General features: G+C 59.8%; 19 protein-coding genes. 7 read left to right on the top strand and 12 right to left on the bottom strand.

The features are described 5' to 3' along the window. Window positions 1–7 precede the first annotated feature (7 nt). Both ACLH0H_RS17130 and ACLH0H_RS17125 read left to right on the top strand, forming a co-directional pair. Window positions 8–721, top strand: coding sequence for a DUF3108 domain-containing protein (locus tag ACLH0H_RS17130; RefSeq protein WP_411378898.1), 714 nt, complete (start codon window positions 8–10; stop codon window positions 719–721). Window positions 722–941: 220 nt separating this feature from the next. Continuing rightward, on the top strand, window positions 942–1,130 hold the full coding sequence (locus tag ACLH0H_RS17125; protein ID WP_010208657.1) for a hypothetical protein: 189 nt from the start codon (window positions 942–944) through the stop codon (window positions 1,128–1,130). A gap of 150 nt (window positions 1,131–1,280) precedes the next feature. Here the strand turns inward: ACLH0H_RS17125 and ACLH0H_RS17120 are convergent, their stop codons facing one another. The 7 genes from ACLH0H_RS17120 to ACLH0H_RS17090 form a co-directional block, all read right to left on the bottom strand. Further along, window positions 1,281–1,826, bottom strand: a complete 546-nt coding sequence (locus ACLH0H_RS17120) for a DUF2058 domain-containing protein (RefSeq protein ID WP_076952926.1) — start codon at window positions 1,824–1,826, stop codon at window positions 1,281–1,283. 25 nt (window positions 1,827–1,851) lie between these two features. Further along, window positions 1,852–2,685: a nucleoside triphosphate pyrophosphohydrolase gene (gene mazG, locus ACLH0H_RS17115; RefSeq protein ID WP_411382427.1), complete on the bottom strand. Its 834-nt coding sequence runs from the start codon at window positions 2,683–2,685 to the stop codon at window positions 1,852–1,854. A 152-nt stretch (window positions 2,686–2,837) separates the two neighbouring features. Further along, on the bottom strand, window positions 2,838–5,081 hold the full coding sequence (relA, locus tag ACLH0H_RS17110) for a GTP diphosphokinase (protein WP_076952924.1): 2,244 nt from the start codon (window positions 5,079–5,081) through the stop codon (window positions 2,838–2,840). A gap of 122 nt (window positions 5,082–5,203) precedes the next feature. After that, window positions 5,204–6,556 (bottom strand): 23S rRNA (uracil(1939)-C(5))-methyltransferase RlmD, encoded by a 1,353-nt coding sequence (gene rlmD / locus ACLH0H_RS17105; RefSeq protein WP_411378897.1) that lies wholly within the window; start codon window positions 6,554–6,556, stop codon window positions 5,204–5,206. Further along, entirely contained in the window at window positions 6,556–7,458 is a 903-nt protein-coding gene (gene cysM, locus ACLH0H_RS17100) for a cysteine synthase CysM (RefSeq protein WP_076952922.1), read from the bottom strand. The genes rlmD and cysM overlap by 1 nt, the downstream gene beginning before the upstream one ends. Before the next feature lie 153 nt (window positions 7,459–7,611). Next, window positions 7,612–8,217, bottom strand: a complete 606-nt coding sequence (locus tag ACLH0H_RS17095; protein ID WP_411378896.1) for a tRNA-uridine aminocarboxypropyltransferase — start codon at window positions 8,215–8,217, stop codon at window positions 7,612–7,614. A 7-nt stretch (window positions 8,218–8,224) separates the two neighbouring features. Then, entirely contained in the window at window positions 8,225–9,118 is an 894-nt protein-coding gene (locus ACLH0H_RS17090; RefSeq protein WP_076952920.1) for a LysR family transcriptional regulator, read from the bottom strand. Between the two features lie 246 nt (window positions 9,119–9,364). Here ACLH0H_RS17090 and speB point away from each other — a divergent pair, with 246 nt between their 5' ends. From speB to ACLH0H_RS17070, 4 genes are read left to right on the top strand one after another with little or no spacing between them, the layout of a single operon-like run. Then, entirely contained in the window at window positions 9,365–10,315 is a 951-nt protein-coding gene (gene speB, locus ACLH0H_RS17085) for an agmatinase (protein ID WP_064453522.1), read from the top strand. Beyond that, a complete protein-coding gene (locus ACLH0H_RS17080; RefSeq protein ID WP_411378895.1) occupies window positions 10,315–10,737 on the top strand; it encodes a YybH family protein in 423 nt (140 codons plus the stop codon). The genes speB and ACLH0H_RS17080 overlap by 1 nt, the downstream gene beginning before the upstream one ends. A gap of 21 nt (window positions 10,738–10,758) precedes the next feature. Then, window positions 10,759–12,270: a purine-cytosine permease family protein gene (locus ACLH0H_RS17075; protein WP_411378894.1), complete on the top strand. Its 1,512-nt coding sequence runs from the start codon at window positions 10,759–10,761 to the stop codon at window positions 12,268–12,270. 36 nt (window positions 12,271–12,306) lie between these two features. Next, a complete protein-coding gene (locus ACLH0H_RS17070) occupies window positions 12,307–13,689 on the top strand; it encodes a sodium:solute symporter (RefSeq protein WP_411378893.1) in 1,383 nt (460 codons plus the stop codon). Window positions 13,690–13,716: 27 nt separating this feature from the next. Here the strand turns inward: ACLH0H_RS17070 and ACLH0H_RS17065 are convergent, their stop codons facing one another. The 5 genes from ACLH0H_RS17065 to ACLH0H_RS17045 form a co-directional block, all read right to left on the bottom strand. After that, the gene (locus ACLH0H_RS17065; RefSeq protein ID WP_411378892.1) at window positions 13,717–15,837 is read right to left on the bottom strand and encodes an FAD-dependent oxidoreductase; all 2,121 of its coding nucleotides are present in this window, start codon (window positions 15,835–15,837) and stop codon (window positions 13,717–13,719) included. A 343-nt stretch (window positions 15,838–16,180) separates the two neighbouring features. Beyond that, entirely contained in the window at window positions 16,181–16,303 is a 123-nt protein-coding gene (locus ACLH0H_RS17060; protein ID WP_003193089.1) for a PA1414 family protein, read from the bottom strand. Between the two features lie 142 nt (window positions 16,304–16,445). Then, the gene (gene ptrR / locus ACLH0H_RS17055) at window positions 16,446–17,339 is read right to left on the bottom strand and encodes a putrescine utilization regulator PtrR (RefSeq protein ID WP_411378891.1); all 894 of its coding nucleotides are present in this window, start codon (window positions 17,337–17,339) and stop codon (window positions 16,446–16,448) included. Between the two features lie 112 nt (window positions 17,340–17,451). Next, window positions 17,452–18,894: an NCS1 family nucleobase:cation symporter-1 gene (locus tag ACLH0H_RS17050; RefSeq protein WP_411378890.1), complete on the bottom strand. Its 1,443-nt coding sequence runs from the start codon at window positions 18,892–18,894 to the stop codon at window positions 17,452–17,454. Between the two features lie 366 nt (window positions 18,895–19,260). After that, window positions 19,261–20,097, bottom strand: coding sequence for a S1 RNA-binding domain-containing protein (locus tag ACLH0H_RS17045; protein WP_017134857.1), 837 nt, complete (start codon window positions 20,095–20,097; stop codon window positions 19,261–19,263). 335 nt (window positions 20,098–20,432) lie between these two features. Here ACLH0H_RS17045 and ACLH0H_RS17040 point away from each other — a divergent pair, with 335 nt between their 5' ends. Further along, a complete protein-coding gene (locus ACLH0H_RS17040; protein WP_003193095.1) occupies window positions 20,433–20,612 on the top strand; it encodes a hypothetical protein in 180 nt (59 codons plus the stop codon). Window positions 20,613–20,731: the final 119 nt, after the last annotated feature.

Here is a 20,731-nt window from a genome sequence, read left to right as displayed (position 1 = left end):
AGATTTTATGCGTCGCGCCTTGCTCTTCGCCTTTGCGCTGTTCGCCTTGCCTGCCGTGCAAGCAGCAGATTTACATCCTTTCTCCGCCAGCTATACCGCCGACTGGAAACAGTTGCCCATGAGTGGTTCGGCAGAACGCAGCCTGACCAAGAACGGTGACGGCACCTGGACCTTGAATTTCAAGGCTTCCATGATGATCGCCAGCCTGACGGAAACCAGCGTGATCCTGTTCGACAAGGACACCTTGCAACCTAAGAGCTACTCCTTCGAACGCGGTGGCCTGGGCAAGGCCAAGAAGATCAACCTGGACTTCGATCAATCCGCCAAGAAAGTCACCGGCTTTGAGAACAAGGACCCGGTCAACGTCACGCTTGAAAGCGGCATGCTCGACAAATCGACTTACCAGCTTGCCCTGCAACGTGACGTGGCTGGCGGCAAGAAGAGCATGAGCTACCGCGTGGTCGAAGGTACTGATGTCGACACCTACGACTTCCGCGTGATTGGCCAGGAAAAGGTCCAGACCAAAGTCGGCGCCATCGATGCGATCAAGGTCGAGCGCGTGCGTGATCCGTCGCAGAGCAAGCGCATCACCCAGATGTGGTTCGCCAAGGATCAGGGCGGCATCCTGGTTGCGTTGCGCCAGGTGGAAACCGACGGCAAGGAATACAACATCATGCTGCAGGACGGTACCGTTGATGGTAAGGCTGTCAAAGGTAGCTGATTGAGCTGGTGGGTAGAAAAGGCCTCGCTGAATGCGGGGCTTTTTTTCGTCTGCAGGTTTTTTGTTGAAGCTTCTGCCGCCATCGCAGAGCTTTTAGCCGACCCCCAACATGAAACTTCTGTCATAAACCGTTAAAGCCATTTACTTAGCAAGCTATCAAAATATATAACAAAGGCCTGCGACGACTTGCCGCAGGCCCGCCAGAGATTGGAGCAAGCAGATGACTGTAAAAGTAACTGAACGCGACGACGAACATATGTCCCACGAAGCATTGGGCCATGGGATTCATATCTGGGATGTACACCAACAAGACCTGTTGGTCGGCATGTTTCACAACGAGAGCGACGCTCATAACTATAAAAACGAGCTTGAAGCCCTTGAGATGAGACGCCAGGCGCAAGGCTCCTGAAACGCTGAATTAGCCCTTTGTAGGAGCGAGCTTGCTCGCGAAGAACTCACAGACGCCGCGTTCGTTCAGGAAGCACGCGTTATCGTTGACGTTTTTCGCGAGCAAGCTCGCTCCTACAGAAAAAAGCCTTAACTGACTATTTTTACAGCCTTACCACATCAGGTCATCAGGGATCTGGTAGGCGGCGTATGGGTCATCCTCATCCGGCACCTGGCTTTCGGTAAGCAGGTTGAGCTGCACGATACGCTCCGGTGCGCGCTCCTGGATCTTCAGCGCCGCTTCGCGCGGGATCACCTCATAGCCGCCGCCGTGATGCACGATCGCCAGGGAGCCGTTGCTCAGCTTGTTACGCATCAGTGTGTTGACCGACAAGCGCTTGACCTTCTTGTCATCCACGAAGTTGTAGTAGTCCTCGGTGGTCAGCTTGGGCAGGCGCGAGGTCTCGATCAGTTGCTTGACCTGCGCGGTGCGCGCCTTGGCCTCGGCTTTCTCCTGCTGCTGGCGGTTCAGCTCCTGGTCGCGCTTGACCTTCTCGGCGTGCGCCTCGGCGGCCAGGCGGGCCTGGGTGTCATCCGCCTCGATCTGGCCTTTGTGGACCAGGCGCTGCTGCTTCTGTTTGTCTTTGCCGACCTGCTTGGCCTGCTTTTGGTTGACCAGACCTGCTTTGAGCAACTGGTCGCGAAGGGAAAGGCTCATGGTGCTTACTCACTTAGGCAACTGCTCAACCGCAGCTGGACACGTTCTTTTCCTGACGTTTGGCTTCGCCCCAGAGGGCGTCCAAGTCTTCGAGGGTGCAATCTTCCATGGGACGGTGGGTCTGGCGCAATGCCTGTTCGATAAATCGGAAACGTCGCTCGAATTTGGCGTTGGCACCACGCAGCGCGGTTTCCGGGTTGACCTTGAGGTGCCGAGCCAGGTTCACCGCCGCGAACAGCAGGTCACCGACCTCGTCGGCGATGGCCGCTGCATCGTTATCGGCCATGGCTTCGAGCACTTCGTCCAGCTCTTCGCGCACGTTATCCACCACCGGCAACGCAGACGGCCAGTCGAAACCGACCTGGCTGGCGCGCTTCTGCAATTTGGCGGCGCGGGACAGGGACGGCAGCGCGGTGGGCACATCGTCAAGCAGGGACAGTTGCTCCGGCGCGTCGGAATTCTCCGCGCGCTCTTCAGCCTTGATCTGCTCCCAGCGTTCCTTGACCTGCTCTTCGTTCAACTGCGCAATATCCAGCGGTGCGTACAGATCGCCGGTGGGGAACACGTGGGGATGGCGACGGATCAACTTGCGCGTGATGCTGTCGACTACCCCGGCGAATTCAAAGCGCCCTTCTTCACGCGCCAGTTGGCTGTAGTAGACCACCTGGAACAACAGGTCGCCCAACTCGCCTTGCAGGTGATCGAAGTCACCGCGTTCGATGGCGTCGGCCACTTCGTAGGCTTCTTCAAGCGTGTGCGGGACGATGCTGGCGTAGGTTTGCTTGATGTCCCACGGGCAACCGTATTGCGGGTCGCGCAGGCGGTTCATCAGGTGCAGCAGGTCTTCGAGTGAATACATCATTCTGTGTCCGATCAATAAGAACGCCGCCGGTCAAATGTGGGAGCGGGCTTGCTCGCGAAGGCGTTGGATCAGCCAATACATCTGACACTGATACACCGCCTTCGCGAGCAAGCCCGCTCCCACAGTTTAGTCCGCGTTTATCCAGCTATTCATGGCGTACGGTTACGCCGCGTCTCAATGATGTTCGGCAACTGGGAAATCCGCCCCAGCAACCGCCCCAGTGCGTCCAGCCCCGGAATCTCGATGGTCAGGGACATCAACGCGGTGTTGTCCTCTTTATTCGAACGGGTGTTGACCGCCAGCACGTTGATCCGCTCATTGAGCAGCACTTGGGACACGTCCCGTAGCAAACCGGAACGGTCGTAGGCGCGGATCACGATGTCCACCGGGTAGGTGAGCACCGGCACTGGCCCCCAGCTGACCTGGATGATCCGCTCCGGCTCGCGCCCGCCCAGTTGCAGCACCGAGGCGCAGTCCTGGCGGTGGATGCTCACGCCGCGCCCCTGGGTGATGTAGCCGACGATAGCGTCGCCCGGCAACGGCTGGCAGCAACCGGCGATTTGCGTCATCAGGTTGCCGACGCCCTGGATCTGGATGTCGCCGCGCTTGCCGGGCTTGTAGCCAGTGGCCTTGCGCGGGATCAGTTCCAGCTGTTCGTTGCCGCGTTCCGGCTCGACCAGTTGCTGGGCCAGGTTGACCAGTTGCGCCAGGCGCAAATCGCCGGCGCCGAGGGCGGCGAACATGTCTTCGGCGATCTTCATGTTGGCCTTTTCGGCCAGCTTGTCGAAGTCCACCTGGGGCAGGCCCAAGCGGCCCAGTTCGCGCTCGAGCAAGGTCTTGCCGGCGGCGACGTTCTGGTCGCGCGCCTGCAATTTGAACCAGTGCACGATCTTCGCCCGCGCCCGCGACGTGGTGATGTAGCCCAGGTTCGGGTTCAGCCAGTCGCGGCTCGGCGTGCCGTGCTTGCTGGTGATGATCTCGACCTGCTCGCCGGTCTGCAGGCTGTAGTTGAGCGGTACGATGCGCCCATTGATCTTGGCGCCCCGGCAGTTGTGGCCGATTTCGGTGTGCACGCGGTAGGCAAAATCCAGCGGCGTGGCGCCCTTGGGCAAGTCGATGGCATGGCCGTCGGGGGTGAAGATGTAGACCCGGTCCGGCTCGATATCCACCCGCAGCTGTTCGGCCAGGCCGCCAATATCGCCGAGTTCTTCGTGCCACTCCAGCACTTGGCGCAGCCAGGAGATTTTCTCTTCGTACTGGTTGGAACCGGCCTTGACGTCGGTGCCCTTGTAGCGCCAGTGCGCACACACACCCAGCTCGGCCTCTTCGTGCATGGCATGGGTGCGGATCTGCACTTCCAGCACTTTGCCTTCCGGGCCGATCACAGCCGTGTGCAGCGAGCGGTAGCCGTTTTCCTTGGGGTTGGCGATGTAGTCGTCAAATTCCTTGGGAATGTGGCGCCACAAGGTATGGACGATACCCAGCGCGGTATAGCAGTCGCGCATTTCCGGCACCAGCACGCGCACGGCGCGCACGTCGTAGATCTGGCTGAAGGCCAGGCCCTTGCGCTGCATTTTGCGCCAGATGGAATAGATGTGCTTGGCGCGGCCGCTGATGTCGGCTTCGACGCCGGTGGCCTGCAACTCGGAACGCAATTGGCCCATCACGTCGCTGATGAAGCGTTCACGGTCAAGCCTGCGCTCGTGCAGCAGCGTGGCAATCTGTTTGTACTGATCGGGTTCGAGGTAACGGAAGGACAAGTCCTCCAGTTCCCACTTGATATGGCCGATACCCAGGCGGTGCGCCAGCGGCGCGTAGATATCGAAGACTTCCCGAGCGACGCGGTTGCGCTTCTCGTCGTCGGCGGTCTTGACCGCCCGGATCGCGCAGGTGCGCTCGGCCAGCTTGATCAGGGCGACACGCACGTCGTCGACCATCGCCACCAGCATCTTGCGCAGGTTTTCCACCTGGCCCTGGGTGCCCAGCACCATGGACTGGCGCGGGCTGAGGCTGGCGCTGATCGCGGCCATGCGCAGCACGCCGTCAATCAGCTTGGCCACGACCGAGCCGAAACGCTGACCAACGGTGGCCAACGGGATGTGCCCTTCACGCACGCCGCGATACAGCACGGCGGCGATCAGCGAATCCTGGTCCAGCTTGAGATCGGCGAGGATCTCGGCGATTTCCAGGCCAGTGCGAAAGCTTGAAGTGCCTTCGGCCCACAGGTTTTTGGCCGCATTGTCTTGCTGCTCAGACTCGCGAGCGAACTCGCAGGCTGCTTTCAAGGCTTCACGGTCCAGCGCCGGGTCGACGCTGATGGCATGATCCAGCCATGCCTCGAGATTGATACTGCCGTCGGTGTTGATCGGCTGGTGTGCTCTCACCTGTACCATCTTGCTTACCTTCCCTACGACGCACCTTGGATGCGCCAGAATTCATCGCCGACCTTGTACTGCAGGCTCCCTGGCAGATCACAGCCCAGGAGACGACAGGCCGGTCGGATTAAACGGGCATCCTAGCCCGCTTCAAATAACGCCATGGCCTCGACATGCGCGGTTTGCGGAAACATGTCGAGGATCCCGGCACGTTTTAGCCGGTAGCCTTGCTTGACCAATTCAACCGTGTCCCGCGCCAGCGTGGCCGGGTTGCAGGACACATACACCAGGCGCTTGGCCCCAAGGGTCGCGAGCGTACGCACAACCTCCAGGGCACCGTCACGGGGTGGGTCCAAGAGTACCGCAGAAAAGCCCTGTTTGGCCCATTGCGCGTCAGTCAAAGGCTGGGACAAATCGGCTTGAAAAAACTGCGCATTATGCAAATTATTCTCGGCGGCGTTGACGGCCGCGCTATCGACCATGGCCTGCACGCCTTCTACCGCCACCACTTCACGCACGTGGCGCGCCAATGGCAGGGCAAAGTTGCCCAGGCCGCAAAACAGGTCCAGCACCCGTTCGTCGGGTTGTGGCGCCAGCCATTCCAGAGCCTGGGCGACCATCGCCGCGTTAACTCCAGCGTTGACCTGCACGAAGTCTCCCGGCCGATAGGCCAGCGCCAGGTCCCACTGTTCCAAGCGATAACCGAGGGTTTGATCCGCCTCGACCGGTTCCGGTTGCCCCTCGCCATGCAGCCACAGCTGGGCCTCATGGAAGCTGCAGAATTCTTTCAGGACCAGCAGGTCCGCTTCCGATAACGGCGACATGTGCCGTAGCAACACGGCCACGGACGTGCCACTGAACAGCTCCACATGCCCCAATGCCTGAGGCTTGCTCAAGCGGCGCAGCAGGTTGGGCAGGCGTTGCATGATCGGTTGCAAAGCCTGTACCAGCACCGGGCATTCATCGATGGCAACGATGTCCTGGCTGGCCACCGCGCGAAAACCGACCTCCAGGTGTTTGGCCTTGGCGTCCCAACGCACGGCCACGCGGGCGCGGCGGCGGTAGCCGAATTCCGGGCCGCTCAACGGCGCGGCCCATGCGTGCGGTTCGACACCGGCCACACGGGACAATTGCTCGGCGAGCATGCGCTGTTTGAGGGCGAGCTGTTCGGCATGGGGCAAATGCTGCACGCTGCACCCGCCGCAGCGGTCAAAGTGCGCACAGGGCGCCGGGCGCCGCAACTCGCTGGCCTTGAACACCCGCTCGGTACGCGCCTCGACGATTTTGCCGTGGGCGCCCAACACCCGTGCTTCCACCTCTTCGCCGGCCAGCGCACCATTCACAAACCAGGTGCGCCCTTCAAAGAACACGATGCCGCGACCGTCATTGGCCAGGCGCTCGATGGTCAGGCGTTGCTTCTTGCCCACCGGAATCTGCGGGGCCCGGCTGCCGCCCGTGGGTTGGAAGCGCAGGCCTCTCTCGTGCTTGGCCATCAGTTGGGTTCGTCGAAAATGCCGGTCGACAGGTAGCGGTCGCCTCGGTCACAGATGATCGCGACGATCACCGCGTTTTCAACCTCCTGGGACAAGCGCAACATACCGGCCACGGCGCCACCGGACGACACGCCGCAGAAGATGCCTTCTTCACGGGCCAGTCGGCGGGTGGTGTCTTCGGCTTCACGCTGCGCCATGTCGATAATGCGGTCCACGCGGGTCGCGTTGTAGATCCTGGGCAAATACTCTTCGGGCCAGCGGCGGATACCTGGGATGGCCGCGCCTTCCATCGGTTGCAGGCCGACGATCTGCACGTCCGGGTTCTGCTCCTTGAGGTAGCGCGAATTGCCCATGATGGTGCCGGTGGTGCCCATGGAACTGACGAAATGGGTGATGGTGCCCTGGGTCTGGCGCCAGATTTCCGGGCCGGTGCTGGTGTAGTGCGCTTCGGGGTTGTCGCCGTTGGCGAACTGGTCCAACACCTGGCCACGGCCTTCGGCGGCCATGCGCTCGGCAAGGTCGCGCGCGCCTTCCATGCCCTGCTCCTGAGTCACCAGGATCAGTTCGGCGCCATAGGCCGTCATCGCGGCCTTGCGCTCGGCGCTGGAGTTGTCGGGCATGATCAGGATCATCTTGTAACCCTTGATCGCCGCGGCCATGGCCAGGGCAATCCCGGTGTTACCCGAGGTGGCTTCGATCAGGGTGTCGCCGGGCTTGATCTGCCCGCGCAATTCGGCACGGGTGATCATCGACAATGCCGGGCGGTCTTTTACCGACCCGGCCGGGTTGTTGCCTTCGAGCTTGAGCAACAGGGTATTGCTGGTTTCACCCGCCATGCGTTGCAAGCGGACCAGGGGCGTGTTGCCGACGCAATCGGCGATTGTGGGGTACTGCAAGGTCATGGCGTATTCGCAATCCAGACTGCGGGGCGCACATCATACCGGGAAAGGCCGGCGGGCCATATCACGCAAAGTGCGGTGCATATGACCTAAAGGAATAAGAGAGGGAGGTGGTGGCTGAGCTTGCCCCCGAGGGGCCGCGCCTCGATAACCCGCCTAACCCAAATGCCCGTCGCCATGATTTCTTTGAAAAATCTCCTGCCCCATCGCCGCAATCTGCCCTTCGATCAGCGCTTCGAAGGGTTTAAGCAATGGCTCGAACGAGGCTGGCGCTTCCAGCACCTGCAATGCCTGTGTGATGGCTTCTACCGTCGACAGCGCCCCTGCGCCCGGTGCCTTGCGTAGCCGGTAACGTGAAATGCCGCCGTCGTCCAACGTCACCCGTGGCAACGCCGCCAGCAGCGGATTGAGATGCAGCAGTTTGCGCGCCTTGCGCCAAGTGCCGTCGGGAACCACCAACAACAGCGGTTGATCCTTGGGCGCATAGGCTTGCAGCGGCTGGGCGTCATCCGCCGGAAACAGCAGCCGGGCCTGATAACCGGGCGGGTTCAATAAAGTCGCCAAATCCTCGAACACCTCCCCCACCACCAACTGCGCATTGTTCAAGCCCAGCGCTGCCAGACGCGCGGTGTTCAGCGCATGGCCGACCTCACTCGGATGCTGCAGCAGCAACACACGGGTGCGGCTGTCGAGGCTGGGAATCAGCGCGCACAGGCAATGGCTGGTGGGGCGGTGGCAACGGGCACATTGCGGTCTGGACATGGTGTTTTCAGGCCTGGTTGAGCTGGGCTTTGAGCAGATCGCGAAAGGTCTGGATCAGCGGTTCGCGGCTGCGGCCACGGCGCATGATCATTGAGAACGGCGCCTGGTAGCCGAAGGTGGCGGGCAGCAACACGCGCAAGTCGCCCTTGTCGGCCCACGCCTGGGCGTAGTGCTCCGGCAGGTAGCCGATGTAGGCGCCCGACAGCACCAGTATCAGTTGCGCTTCCATACTTTCCACCGTGGCGGCGCTGTGCTTGAAGCCGTGGCGCGCCAGCTCCGCCTGGCTCCAGTAGCCGCGCCCCACCATACGCTGCTGGGTGATGACCTGCTCCGGAATGCGTCGCTCATTGAACAACGGGTGCCGGGAACTGCAATACAACCAATGCTGCTCACGATACAGCGGCATGTAGATCAGCCCGCTCATACGGTTGGAGAAGGCGCCGATGGCCAGGTCCAGGCGATTGTCCTGCACGCCCAACTGCAGCTCGTAGGGGCTCATCACCGACAAATGCAGGTGCACCGCCGGGTGTTCCAGGCTGTAGGCGCCGATCACCTCAGCGAACGGCAGGGCCTTGTCGCTGACGGTGGAATCGAGCACGCCGAGCTTGAGGGTGCCGCGCAACTCGCCCTTGAGTGCAGCGGCATATTGCTCGAAACCTTCCAGCTCCCCTAAAAGACGCAGGGTTTCCTGATGAAACAGCTCGCCCTTGCTGGTCAGGCTGAAACCACCCCGGCCACGATGGCACAGCACCAGCCCCAGCGCCGATTCCAACTGGCTCATGTAGGTGCTGATGGCCGACGTCGACAGGTTGAGTTCGTGCTGGGCGTTGGCAAACCCCTGGTGCCGCACGACGCTGACGAAGATGCGCAGGAGTTTCAGGTCGGGCAAGGCGTTGGCCATCGGATCTCCAAGGTGAACACGAAACCTGTGGGAGCGGGCTTGCTCGCGAATACGGTGGATCATTCGAATGATCTGTGACTGACACACCGTATTCGCGAGCAAGCCCGCTCCCACATTTGGACCGAGTTTACCCCAGGCTTTAGTTTAGAAAAATCTGAACTAAGTATTTGCCCCTGCCGATTCTTTCGTTTCCACCTATTTCGCAGAATCGGCCCCAGATAACCACAACAACGATGAGGCACTACCGTGGACAAGATTTTCCACCAACCACTGGGCGGCAACGAAATGCCGCGCTTCGCCGGCATCGCCACCATGATGCGTCTTCCCCACCTGCAAACGGCCAAGGGCCTGGACGCCGCCTTTGTCGGCGTGCCCCTCGACATCGGCACCTCGCTGCGCGCCGGTACCCGCTTCGGTCCGCGTGAAATCCGCGCCGAATCGGTGATGATCCGCCCCTACAACATGGCCACCGGCGCCGCGCCGTTCGACTCGCTGTCGGTGGCGGACATCGGCGACGTGGCGATCAACACCTTCAACCTGCTCGACGCCGTGCGCATCATCGAGGAAGCCTACGACGAGATCCTCGAGCACAACGTCATCCCGATGACCCTGGGCGGCGACCACACCATCACCCTGCCGATCCTGCGGGCGATCCACAAGAAACATGGCAAGGTCGGGCTGGTGCACATCGATGCGCACGCCGACGTCAACGACCATATGTTCGGCGAGAAAATCGCCCACGGCACCACCTTCCGCCGCGCCGTGGAAGAAGGCCTGCTCGATTGCGACCGCGTGGTGCAGATCGGCCTGCGCGCGCAGGGCTACACCGCCGAAGACTTCAACTGGAGCCGCAAACAAGGTTTCCGGGTGGTCCAGGCCGAAGAATGCTGGCACCACTCCCTCGCGCCGTTGATGGCCGAGGTGCGCGAAAAAGTCGGTGGCGGCCCGGTGTACCTGAGCTTTGATATCGACGGCATCGACCCGGCCTGGGCGCCTGGCACCGGCACACCGGAAATCGGCGGGCTGACCACCATCCAGGCGATCGAGATCATCCGTGGCTGCCAGGGCCTCGACCTGATTGGTTGCGACCTGGTAGAAGTTTCGCCGCCCTATGACACCACCGGCAACACCTCGTTGCTGGGCGCCAACCTGCTGTACGAAATGCTCTGCGTACTTCCCGGCGTGGCCCATCGCTGATGAGCACGCACGAAGTGCTGCAAGCCGCCGCCGACCTGGTGGCAGCCTTCGCGCGCAATGACCGCGCCGCTTATTTCGGCGCGTTCTCGGCCGATGCCAGCTTTGTGTTCCATACCCTCCCCCAGCCGCTGCTGAGTCGCGATGCCTACCAGGCGTTGTGGGACAGCTGGCGCCGGGACGAGGGGTTCGAGGTGCTGTCTTGCGCCTCGAGCAACGCCTTTGTCAGCCTGCAGGGTGACGTGGCGATTTTCATGCATGACGTGGCCACCGAGCTGCGCATGAACGGGGAGCAATTCTTCAGCCAGGAACGCGAGACCATTGTCTTCAAAAGGCAAGGTGCTCGCCCACAACAAGAAAAAGGCCTGTGGCTGGCCTGTCACGAACATTTGTCCGCTATGCCGGAAGGGCTGCCGCCCCCTTAGCCAATGTGATCGGAGCTGATCATGAATAATAAAAACAACGATAAACGTATTCGCAAGATAGAAACCAACGGGGTCGAACAGATCCCCGACCAGGAACGTACCGCCGGCCCCATGGACTTGTTCCGCCTGATCTTCGGCGGTGCCAATACCTTTGCTACCGCGGTGCTGGGCTCCTTCCCGGTGCTGTTCGGCCTGTCATTCCAGGCCGGCGTCTGGGCGATTGTGCTGGGCGTGCTGGTGGGTGCGCTGATCCTCGCGCCCATGGGCCTGTTTGGGCCGCTCAATGGCACCAACAACGCCGTGTCTTCCGGTGCGCACTTCGGCGTACACGGACGGATTGTCGGCTCATTTCTGTCGCTGCTGACGGCGATTGCCTTCTTCTCGCTGTCAGTATGGAGTTCAGGCGATGCGCTGGTGGGCGGTGCGAAACGCCTGGTCGGCTTGCCGGAAACCGACCTGACCCTGGGCCTGGCCTACGGTGTGTTCGCCCTTCTCGTCCTGACGGTGTGCATCTACGGCTTTCGCTTCATGCTGTGGGTCAACCGCATTGCGGTGTGGGCGGCGAGCCTATTGTTTCTGCTGGGGATCTTCGCGTTTGCACCGGCCTTCGACAGCCAGTTCAGCGGCACCGTCGCCATGGGCCGGCCCGGGTTCTGGGCAGCGTTCATTGGCGCGGCACTGGTGGCCATGAGCAACCCGATTTCCTTCGGGGCGTTCCTGGGTGACTGGTCGCGCTATATCCCGCGCCAAACACCGAAAATACGCATCATGCTGGCCGTCGTCGCGGCACAGATCGCCACCCTGATCCCCTTCCTGTTCGGCCTGGCCACTGCGACCATCGTGGCGATCAAGGCACCGGACTACATCGCGGCCAACAACTATGTCGGCGGTTTGCTGGCGGTGGCGCCCACCTGGTTTTTCCTGCCGGTGTGTCTGATCGCGGTGATCGGCGGCATGTCCACCGGCACCACCGCGCTGTACGGCACCGGGCTGGACATGTCCAGCGTGTTTCCGCGCCTGCTGTCGCGGGTCAGGGCCACGCTGCTGATTGGGGTGATGTCGATTGCCTTCATCTTTATCGGACGTTTCGCCGCCAACCTGGTGCAGAGCGTATCGACCTTCGCGGTGCTGATCATCACCTGCACCACGCCGTGGATGGTGATCATGATCATCGGCCTGATCGTGCGTCGCGGCTTCTACTGCCCGGACGACTTGCAGGTGTTCACCCGCGGTGAAACCGGCGGCCGCTACTGGTTCAGCCATGGCTGGAACTGGCGCGGGCTGGGAGCGTGGATTCCGAGTGCGCTGGTGGGCCTGTGCTTCGTCAACCTGCCGGGGCAGTTTGTCGGCCCGCTGGGAGAGCTGGCCGATGGCATCGATATCAGCTTGCCGGTGACGCTGGGGCTGGCCTCGGTGGTGTACCTGACCTTGCTTCGTGTATTTGCCGAACCTGTGGCCGTGTACGGGCCGACCGCCCCCCGCAGTAAGCGCACGGATGCGCGCGTTAAACCGGCGCTGCAACCCGCCGCCTGATCGCCCCATAAAAAAGACAATTGGAGAATCGCCGTCATGGCTTTGGATTTATTCGTCGTACTCATCTACGCCGCCGGCATGCTGGTGCTCGGCTACTACGGCATGCGCCGCGCCAAAACCCATGAAGACTACCTGGTGGCCGGGCGCAACCTCGGCCCGTCGCTGTATATGGGCACCATGGCCGCTACGGTGCTGGGCGGTGCATCGACCGTCGGCACCGTACGCCTGGGCTATGTGCATGGCATCTCTGGCTTCTGGCTGTGTGCCGCGCTGGGCGCGGGGATCATCGCGCTGAACCTGTTCCTGGCCAAGCCGCTGTTGAAGCTGAAGATCTTCACCGTGACCCAGGTGCTCGAAAAACGCTACAACCCCATCGCTCGCCAGGCCAGCGCGGTGATCATGCTGGCCTACGCCGTGATGCTGGGCGTGACGTCGGTACTTGGGATCTGCACCGTGCTGCAAGTACTGTTCGGCCTGCCCTTCTGGGCCTCGGTACTGCTCGGCGGCGGCGTGGTGGTGATGTACTCGACCATCGGCGGCATGTGGTCGCTGACGCTCACTGACATCGTGCAATTTGTGATCAAGACTGTCGGGCTGGTGTTTATCCTGCTGCCGATCTGCCTTTATCGCGTCGGCGGCTGGGACGAACTGGTGGCCAAGCTGCCGGCGTCGAGCTTCAGCTTCACCGCGATCGGTTGGGACACGATCATCACCTACTTCATGATCTACTTTTTCGGCATCCTGATCGGCCAGGACATCTGGCAACGGGTATTCACCGCCCGTGACGAAAAGGTCGCCAAGTACGCAGGCACCTTCGCCGGTTTCTACTGCATCCTCTACGGCCTGGCCTGTGCGCTGATCGGCATGGCGGCGCATGTGTTGATCCCGGACCTGGACAACGTCAACAACGCCTTTGCCGCGATCGTCAAAGTGTCGCTGCCCGACGGCATTCGCGGCCTGGTGATCGCCGCCGCCCTGGCGGCGATGATGTCCACCGCCAGCGCCGCCTTGCTCGCCGCCTCCACCGTTTTGACCGAAGACCTGCTGCCGCGCTTGCGTGGCGGCAAGCAGTCGAGCCTGGCGCTCAACCGCCTGTTCACACTGCTGACCGGTATGCTCGTGCTGGGTATCGCGCTGGTGGTGAGTGATGTGATCAGCGCCCTGACCCTGGCCTACAACCTGCTGGTGGGCGGCATGTTGATTCCGCTGATGGGCGCGATTTTCTGGAAGCGCGCGACCACGTCGGGAGCAATCACGTCCATGATCCTGGGCTTTGTGACGGCGCTGGTGTTCATGTTCAAGGATGGGCTGGATGCAAACACGCCGATTTACTACAGCCTGGCGGTTGGGCTGGTGAGTTTTGTCGTGGTGAGTGTGTTGTCGCGCAAGCCGGACGCGGCGGTGGCTCGGGCGGTTTGACGCATAGCGGGGTCTAGAGCGGTTTCTTCAGCGGGCGCGACGTCGGATGTCGTGCCCGTTTTTTTCATTCAACTTAGCGTTTGCCTGGATGATTTCCTGGACCAGAGAGGCCCAGACCAATCCCTGGGTTGTGCCTGCGGCATACGTTCCCCCGGCCGCGATACGATGATGGGCGGACCAATAAACTATCGAAAGTCCATCCGGCGTGCCGGGTCTGGCACATTCGATAATGTGCAAGTCGCCCGTTTCGATCGCCTTGCGGTAGGACGTTGGAAAATGCCGAGCAACCGCCGCGAGACAATCATTCAATATCTGCTCCTTGCGCTCCGGAGTCGAATCGGGCGGAACTTGCCCGCCGGAAACTAGAATGTAGTCCCCGTCCAAGCGGCAATTCATGACGCCGATTGGCAAATCGTATTGCAATTTGAGTCCGCGCATCCCGGCACCTTCACGGCCAGTAGCGCGCAGCTTAAAAAACCAGCCAATGATCGGAATTACCCTTGGCTCCTCCACTCCAGTGGCAGTGACGACGAAGTGCTCTTTACTCAGTTCAGCAATTTGGACCGAGTCCAGATGTTGAGACAGAAACTGAACGCCAGAGCACTGCAAAAGCGCTTCCAGCTCATTCATCAAATAGACAAATTCTAAATCGTAGCCCGATACTTCAATAGCCCGGCCGATCCCAGGCATTCCAAAACGTGCCTGGAATTGCAGCTGGCTGATCTCTGTAAGTTCATGTCCTGGCTTGCCGCTCGGCCAAGTCCTGTTTTCGATACCACGTTGCTCGCGGATCGCGGCCTCTACGCCACTGGCATCCTCCATATAGACTCGCACAATCGACGCCCGCGCAAATCGTGCCAGCGATGGGTTGTCAGCCAGTAGCTTTTCAAAGAGCTCAATACCTGCGCGATTGCACTCAACGGTCAACTGCTGGTTTCCAGGCATTAGATAGTTGTTATGCAGTGGCTTTGCGGTCGTCTCCGTTGCTGACAGATGGCGCATGTTCACCTTTTTATGACTTGCGCCATCGCTCTCCTGACTTCCTCCATACACGGTGACCTGATAGTTCGCGAGACGGAACATTACGGCCTGGAGCAGACCGTTAATACCTCTGCCGATGATCGACACGCGAGGTGCACGGGTACACACCCGTAGAGAAGGGATCGTCAATGAGTGTGCAAGTTTGCGCCTGACGAGACCGCGCAAGGCCGTCAAGCTCAGTTGAACGCAAACCGCGTAGTCCAGATCGCAATGGCAGGCTTCGGTGGTTGCCGCCTGTGTAGTCAGCGTGGCCGGGTTGTGCCATGTGGACACATCGCAGCCAAGGGTTTGCGTGCGTATGCCAAACGCATCCAATGTCGTAGGCCCATAGTCCAGAATAAGCTGGATGCCTTCAGCGACTGCCAGCGCGTGCAATGCATCGTCGCTGAACACATCCGGCTTGGCGACACAGACCAGGCGCGCGTGTTCCTGCATACCCTGAATCAGGACCGGATCGATGCGATGGGTGGAGTCATCATTCAGGGCTAAGCAGATCGCGACAGCAGTGGCTCCCTCCAGCGCCTCTGACCAGTCCACCACAAATGACACGCGGCTATCGCAAAAGGCCCCGCCGTGAGCGTCCGGTGCTCGACCGTGTCGAACCAACACCTTGATCCGGACATCCGGATCTCGATCAAGCAGTAATTTGACAAGCTCTTTTCCCACGTTGCCGTATCCGAGTACGCGGACATCAGCGGGCATGGAGCCATCGGCCAGTGTCAGCCAGTGCGCGATATAAGCCGCAACGTGCGGTGCGTTGATTCCAGGCGTATTGACCACTCGGATGCCGTTGGCTTTGCACAGGTCCAGTTGCACTTTATCCAGACTTGTTCCTCTGCGGATCAGGTTGAGGTCGCCAAATGGGTGGGATACACGCCATTGGGCAATAACCTCTGCATCGATGACCTGGTCTCCAACGACGATGGTTGTTGGGCGCAGGAGTGCGACCTGCAGGAGCAGCGTTTGCCTGGTTAAGGTCGGGGGAAGAAACACGACGTTACTGGGCGCGTCAGCCTTCCAGGCTTTCGACACAGGTGCGATATGTAAAACACTGTCGGTTGTGGCGATGAGTGATGCGGCGACCGGCGGAACCGAAGAGAGCGGCATGGCGTGTCTCCAACAATCCTGACGTATTGGAGCACCTCGAAAGGCGCATGGGCTTGGTCCGAAACAAGTTGTCTCGTTCTCTGAGGGAACCCAACCTACGCGCGTTTTTTAAAACAAATAAGCCAGCCGATTCTGACAATCCGGTAGTCCAGCTCCGACAACTGAACGTCAAAAGCCTGATAGACAGGCATAAATCCGGTTTTTTCGTTATGCACAAACAAATGTGGGAGCGGGCTTGCTCGCGAATGCGGTGTGTCAGTCAACTTTTCATCGACTGATACACCGCATTCGCGAGCAAGCCCGCTCCCACATGGGAATTGTGCGGCGGTTTAGAGAACGGCGTTTACCGCCGGCGCGGACGTCGCTGCTCGTCGTCTGTGCGAATCGGCACCGGCTGCAGCGGAGGTTCGATCAAGCCCAGTGCAACGCCCAGATCATGGAGCCAGTTTTGAATTTTCTCTTTCATGGTTGCCCCCCTTGAGGGTAATGCTGGTAGGTGCAAGTTCTGTCACCTTTTCCTACATTGATAGTAGCCCTAAGTCCTACGTAATGCTTGAACGAAACCACAACGAACTATTACTGAATTGATACAAATCCTGACGGATCGTTCAAGCAATTGTGCGTGCGTACTGCGGGACCTCGGCCTTGCCCCTCTGCTGCAGGTCGATCCATGCGTTGAGATTAGCGCCGAGCATACCTTTTCGCCACATCAGCCAGGTGGTCGCAGTGGCAAAAGGCCCTACCAACGGATGAACGGACACGCTGTCCTTGCCTGGCAGGCTGTCGAGCATGGATTCGGACATCAACGCCACGCCCGACCCGGCGATCACACAGGCGAGCATACCTTGGTAGGATTCGATCTCGATTGCCCGGCCCATGGCCACGCGCTCGTGGGAAAACCAGGTTTCCAGGCGCGTGCGGTAGGCGCAACTGCGACGAAAGGTGAACACCGCGCGCCCCGCCACGTCCTGCGGACCGCGTACAGGCGGGTGATCGGCTTCGCAAATCAACACCAGGCGTTCTTCGCACAGGGCCACACCGTCCAGCGAGGCAATCGTGATGGGGCCGTCCACAAACGCAGCGTCCAGTCGACCGGTCATCAAACCTTCGAGCAATTCACCGCTGGGCGCCGATTGCACCTGAAGGTTCACCTGCGGATAAGCCTTGTGATAGCGCGCAAGGAGCTTGGGCAGATGAACTGCTCCCGTGCTGTACATGCTGCCCAACACAAAGTCACCCGCCGGTTGCCCTCCTTGCACCGCGCCGTGGGCTTCGTCGTGCAGGGCCAGCAGACGGGTGCTGTAGTCCAGCAACACTTTGCCCGCAGGGGAAAGCTGCAAGCGTTGACGCTCGCGAACGAACAGCTCCACGCCAAGTTGTTCTTCCATCTGCTTGAGCCGAGTCGACAGGTTTGACGGTACGCGATGCAGACGCTCGGCAGCGCGGGTGATGGAGCCCTCCTGCGCCACGGCCTGGAAAATGCGCAGCTGACTGAACTCCATACCTTTCTCCAAAACTGAACAACTCAACCACTATCATTCAATTTTAAAGAAAGTCAATCCGCTTTATTCGCTTACAAAAAAACCTGACCATGCCCTCTTGCTTCGGTATTGGTCAGCCGGCAACCAATGGCAGGGGCGCGCGAACCCGCTCTCGCCGCGCAAGCACCAGGAAAAACAGCCCTCCCAGGAAGCAGCCGGTAAACCAGGCAAAGTTGGCCATGCCTTGCAAGGCCGGAGTAAAGGTGATCGCGACGCCGACCAGCGTCGCCGGCACCAGCGCCTTGACCGCTGTCCAGTTCACGCCGCCATCGAAGTAGTAACGCCCGCTCGGGCTGTCGTCAAACAGTGCATCCACGTCGATCTGCTGTTTTTTGATCAGGTAGAAATCCACCAGCAGAATCCCGAACAGCGGGCCGATAAACGCCGCGAGAATATCCAGGGTGTAATGGATCATCAGAGGGTTATTGAACAGGTTCCACGGCGTGATGAAAATCGATGCCACGGCAGCGATCATCCCACCGGCGCGCCAGCTGATCCTGCTGGGTGCGACGTTGGCGAAGTCAAACGCTGGCGACACGAAGTTGGCCACGATATTGATGCCGATGGTCGCCGTCACGAAGGCAAAGGCGCCCAGCAACACCGCCATGCTGTTATCGATGCGCGACACCGTGGCGATCGGGTCGTGCAGCATTTCACCAAACACGGGCAACGTGCCCGAGACGATCACCACGGTAACCAGGGAAAACGCCAGGAAATTCACCGGCAGCCCCCAGAAATTGCCCCGTCGTACATCCTGCATGCTGCGGCAGTAGCGGCTGAAGTCACCAAAATTCAGGGTCGGCCCGGAGAAGTAAGACACCACCAGCGCCGTCGCCACAATCACCTGGCCAAACGCCTGCCAGCCAGAGAGGGATTTCTCCCCCAGGGTAAAGCTGATGTTCGACCAGCCAGCCTTCCACACGATCCAGCCGGCGAGCGCAAACATCACCGCATACACCACCGGCCCCGCCCAATCAATAAAACGGCGGATAGACTCCATGCCGGCCCAGAACACCGCCGCCTGAAGTAACCACAGGCTGAGAAACCCGAACCAGCCAAGGTAGGAGAGGCCTGCAAAATGCGGCTCTGCATACACCGCCATCTGTGGGAAAAAACGCAGCACCACGATGATCAAGGCACTTGAGGCCAGATACGTCTGGATCCCGTACCAGGCCACGGCGATCAATCCGCGAATCACAGCAGGAATGTTCGCGCCGAACACTCCGAACGCCAACCGGCAAATCACCGGGTAGGGCACGGCGGCCTGCTGGCTGGGCTTTGCCACCAGGTTGGCGATCAACTGCACGATGCAAATGCCGGCAAGCAAGGCGATCAAGACTTGCCAACTGGCCAGCCCAAGGGCGAACAGGCTGGCGGCGAACACATAACCACCAACGCTATGCACGTCGCTCATCCAGAAGGCGAAGATGTTGTACCAGGTCCACTTCTGCGGCAGTGGGCCAAGGTCCTTGTTGTACAGGCGCGGGCTGTAGCCTTTGGGCAATTGTTCGGTCATCGCTGGGCTCCTCGAAGTACCAGCCTGCGCTTCCGTCACGGGTGCATACGGAAGGCGGCTCAGTTGTATACGAGGGAGGTGAGCAGAATGCGTGCCAATTGAACGCAATCCTTACGGAGCAGCGTTCCAAACGGTGTGATATCGATCCGAAGACGGGCCCGCGCTCAGCAACGGTGCACGTGAATCCTGTACACAATCATCAGTGCACTCGATGTGCACACACATAATCTACCGAACTGCCGGTAGCCCCTGGCCATATTTTTGCGTGCGGGACGAGCGTGCTCGCGAAAATATTCCAGCGCATCACAGTTCGGATTGCACCTTTTTCGCGAGCTGGCTTGCTTCTACAAGAGAACCAAAGCGCGTTTAGCTTAGTTCAATGCGATCCGCATGAATCACAATCTGGCCCTGTTTATACAGCGCACCAATCGCCTTCTTGAAGTTGCCCTTGCTCACGCCAAACAAGTTGCTGATCACGGCGGGGTCGCTTTTGTCGCTCACCGGCAAGGTGCCGTTGTTCTCACGCAACTTGGCCAGGATCTTGGAGTTAAGGCTGGAGGCTGCTTCTTGACCGACCGGTTGCAGGCTCAGGCTGATATTGCCGTCGGCGCGGATTTCCTTGATAAAGCCCTTTTCTTCCTTGCCCGGACGCAGGAACTTGAACACTTCGTTCTTGTGGATCAAGCCCCAATGCTTGTTGTTGATGATCGCCTTGAAACCCATGTCAGTGGCTTCGGCCACCAGCAGGTCGACTTCCTGGCCTACCTGGTAATTGGCCGGCGTCTTATCCAGGTAGCGGTCCAGGCGCGCAGTCGCGGTAATACGCTTGGTGTGTTTGTCGAGGTAGACGTGCACCACGCAGTATTCGCCCGCGGTCAACTGACGCTTCTCTTCGGAATACGGCAGCAACAGATCCTTGGGCAAGCCCCAGTCGAGGAACACGCCAATACTGTTGACCTCTACCACTTTCAAACTGGCGAATTCACCCACCTGAACTTTAGGCTTTTCAGTGGTGGCGATAAGTTTGTCATCACTGTCCAGGTAAATAAAAACGTTAAGCCAGTCTTCATCTTCACTGGGAATATCTTTGGGGATATACCGATTGGGCAAGAGGATTTCACCGTCTTGCGCCCCGTCCAGGTACAAACCAAAGTTAGTGTGCTTAACCACTTGCAAGCTGTTGTAGCGCCCGACCAAAGCCATTTTCAATACCCTCATTGCGTGGGCGGCATTCTACCCGAGTTGCGAGCGCCACGCGCGCGCGCCCGCAAAAACGCGGGCTCGCGTGGCGATCCAGTGGCACGGGCCGGTCGTCGCCCCCGCTCGTCCGAAGATTGCGCGCAATCTTCAAAAGCAGCCACGCAGCGTTTACGCCTTGGTTTCGAGGCAAAACAGTAAGTTAGAGGCTTATTTGCTCCCTGGACTTTGACTTAATCCTGGGCGCCACGCTTATTCCAAGGGGATATTTACCAAGCAATTGTCAAGTATTTCCTGTACGATGCCTGGCCAAGTTAATTTTCTACAGGTTAGTGGCCGCCATGCGTGTAAAAGCATCCAACAGCAAAGCAAAGCCAGCTCCAGCCGTTGAAACCAGCGAGTCGATCAACAGCCAGATCGCTGCGTTCCTCAAGTCCGGTGGCGAAATCCAGCAAATTGCCAAGGGCGTGAGCGGCCAGACTTTCGGCCCATCCAAGCAGATCAGCCTGGGTAAAAAGTAATATCGCGCAACACACCTGGTCCCTAAGCGTCTTGCCTTCAAGGCGCTAGGACTAGAGCCCGAAATACCCTCGCTGCACATTGATCATCGCGCTAATCGACGAACGGGCCTCACCTCCAG

It is taken from the genome of Pseudomonas sp. MPB26, from assembly GCF_046605355.1.
Taxonomy (GTDB): Bacteria; Pseudomonadota; Gammaproteobacteria; order Pseudomonadales; family Pseudomonadaceae; genus Aquipseudomonas; species Aquipseudomonas cedrina.
Note: the sequence above shows the minus strand (reverse complement) of the source record. Positions and strands in the feature narration are given on the sequence as shown.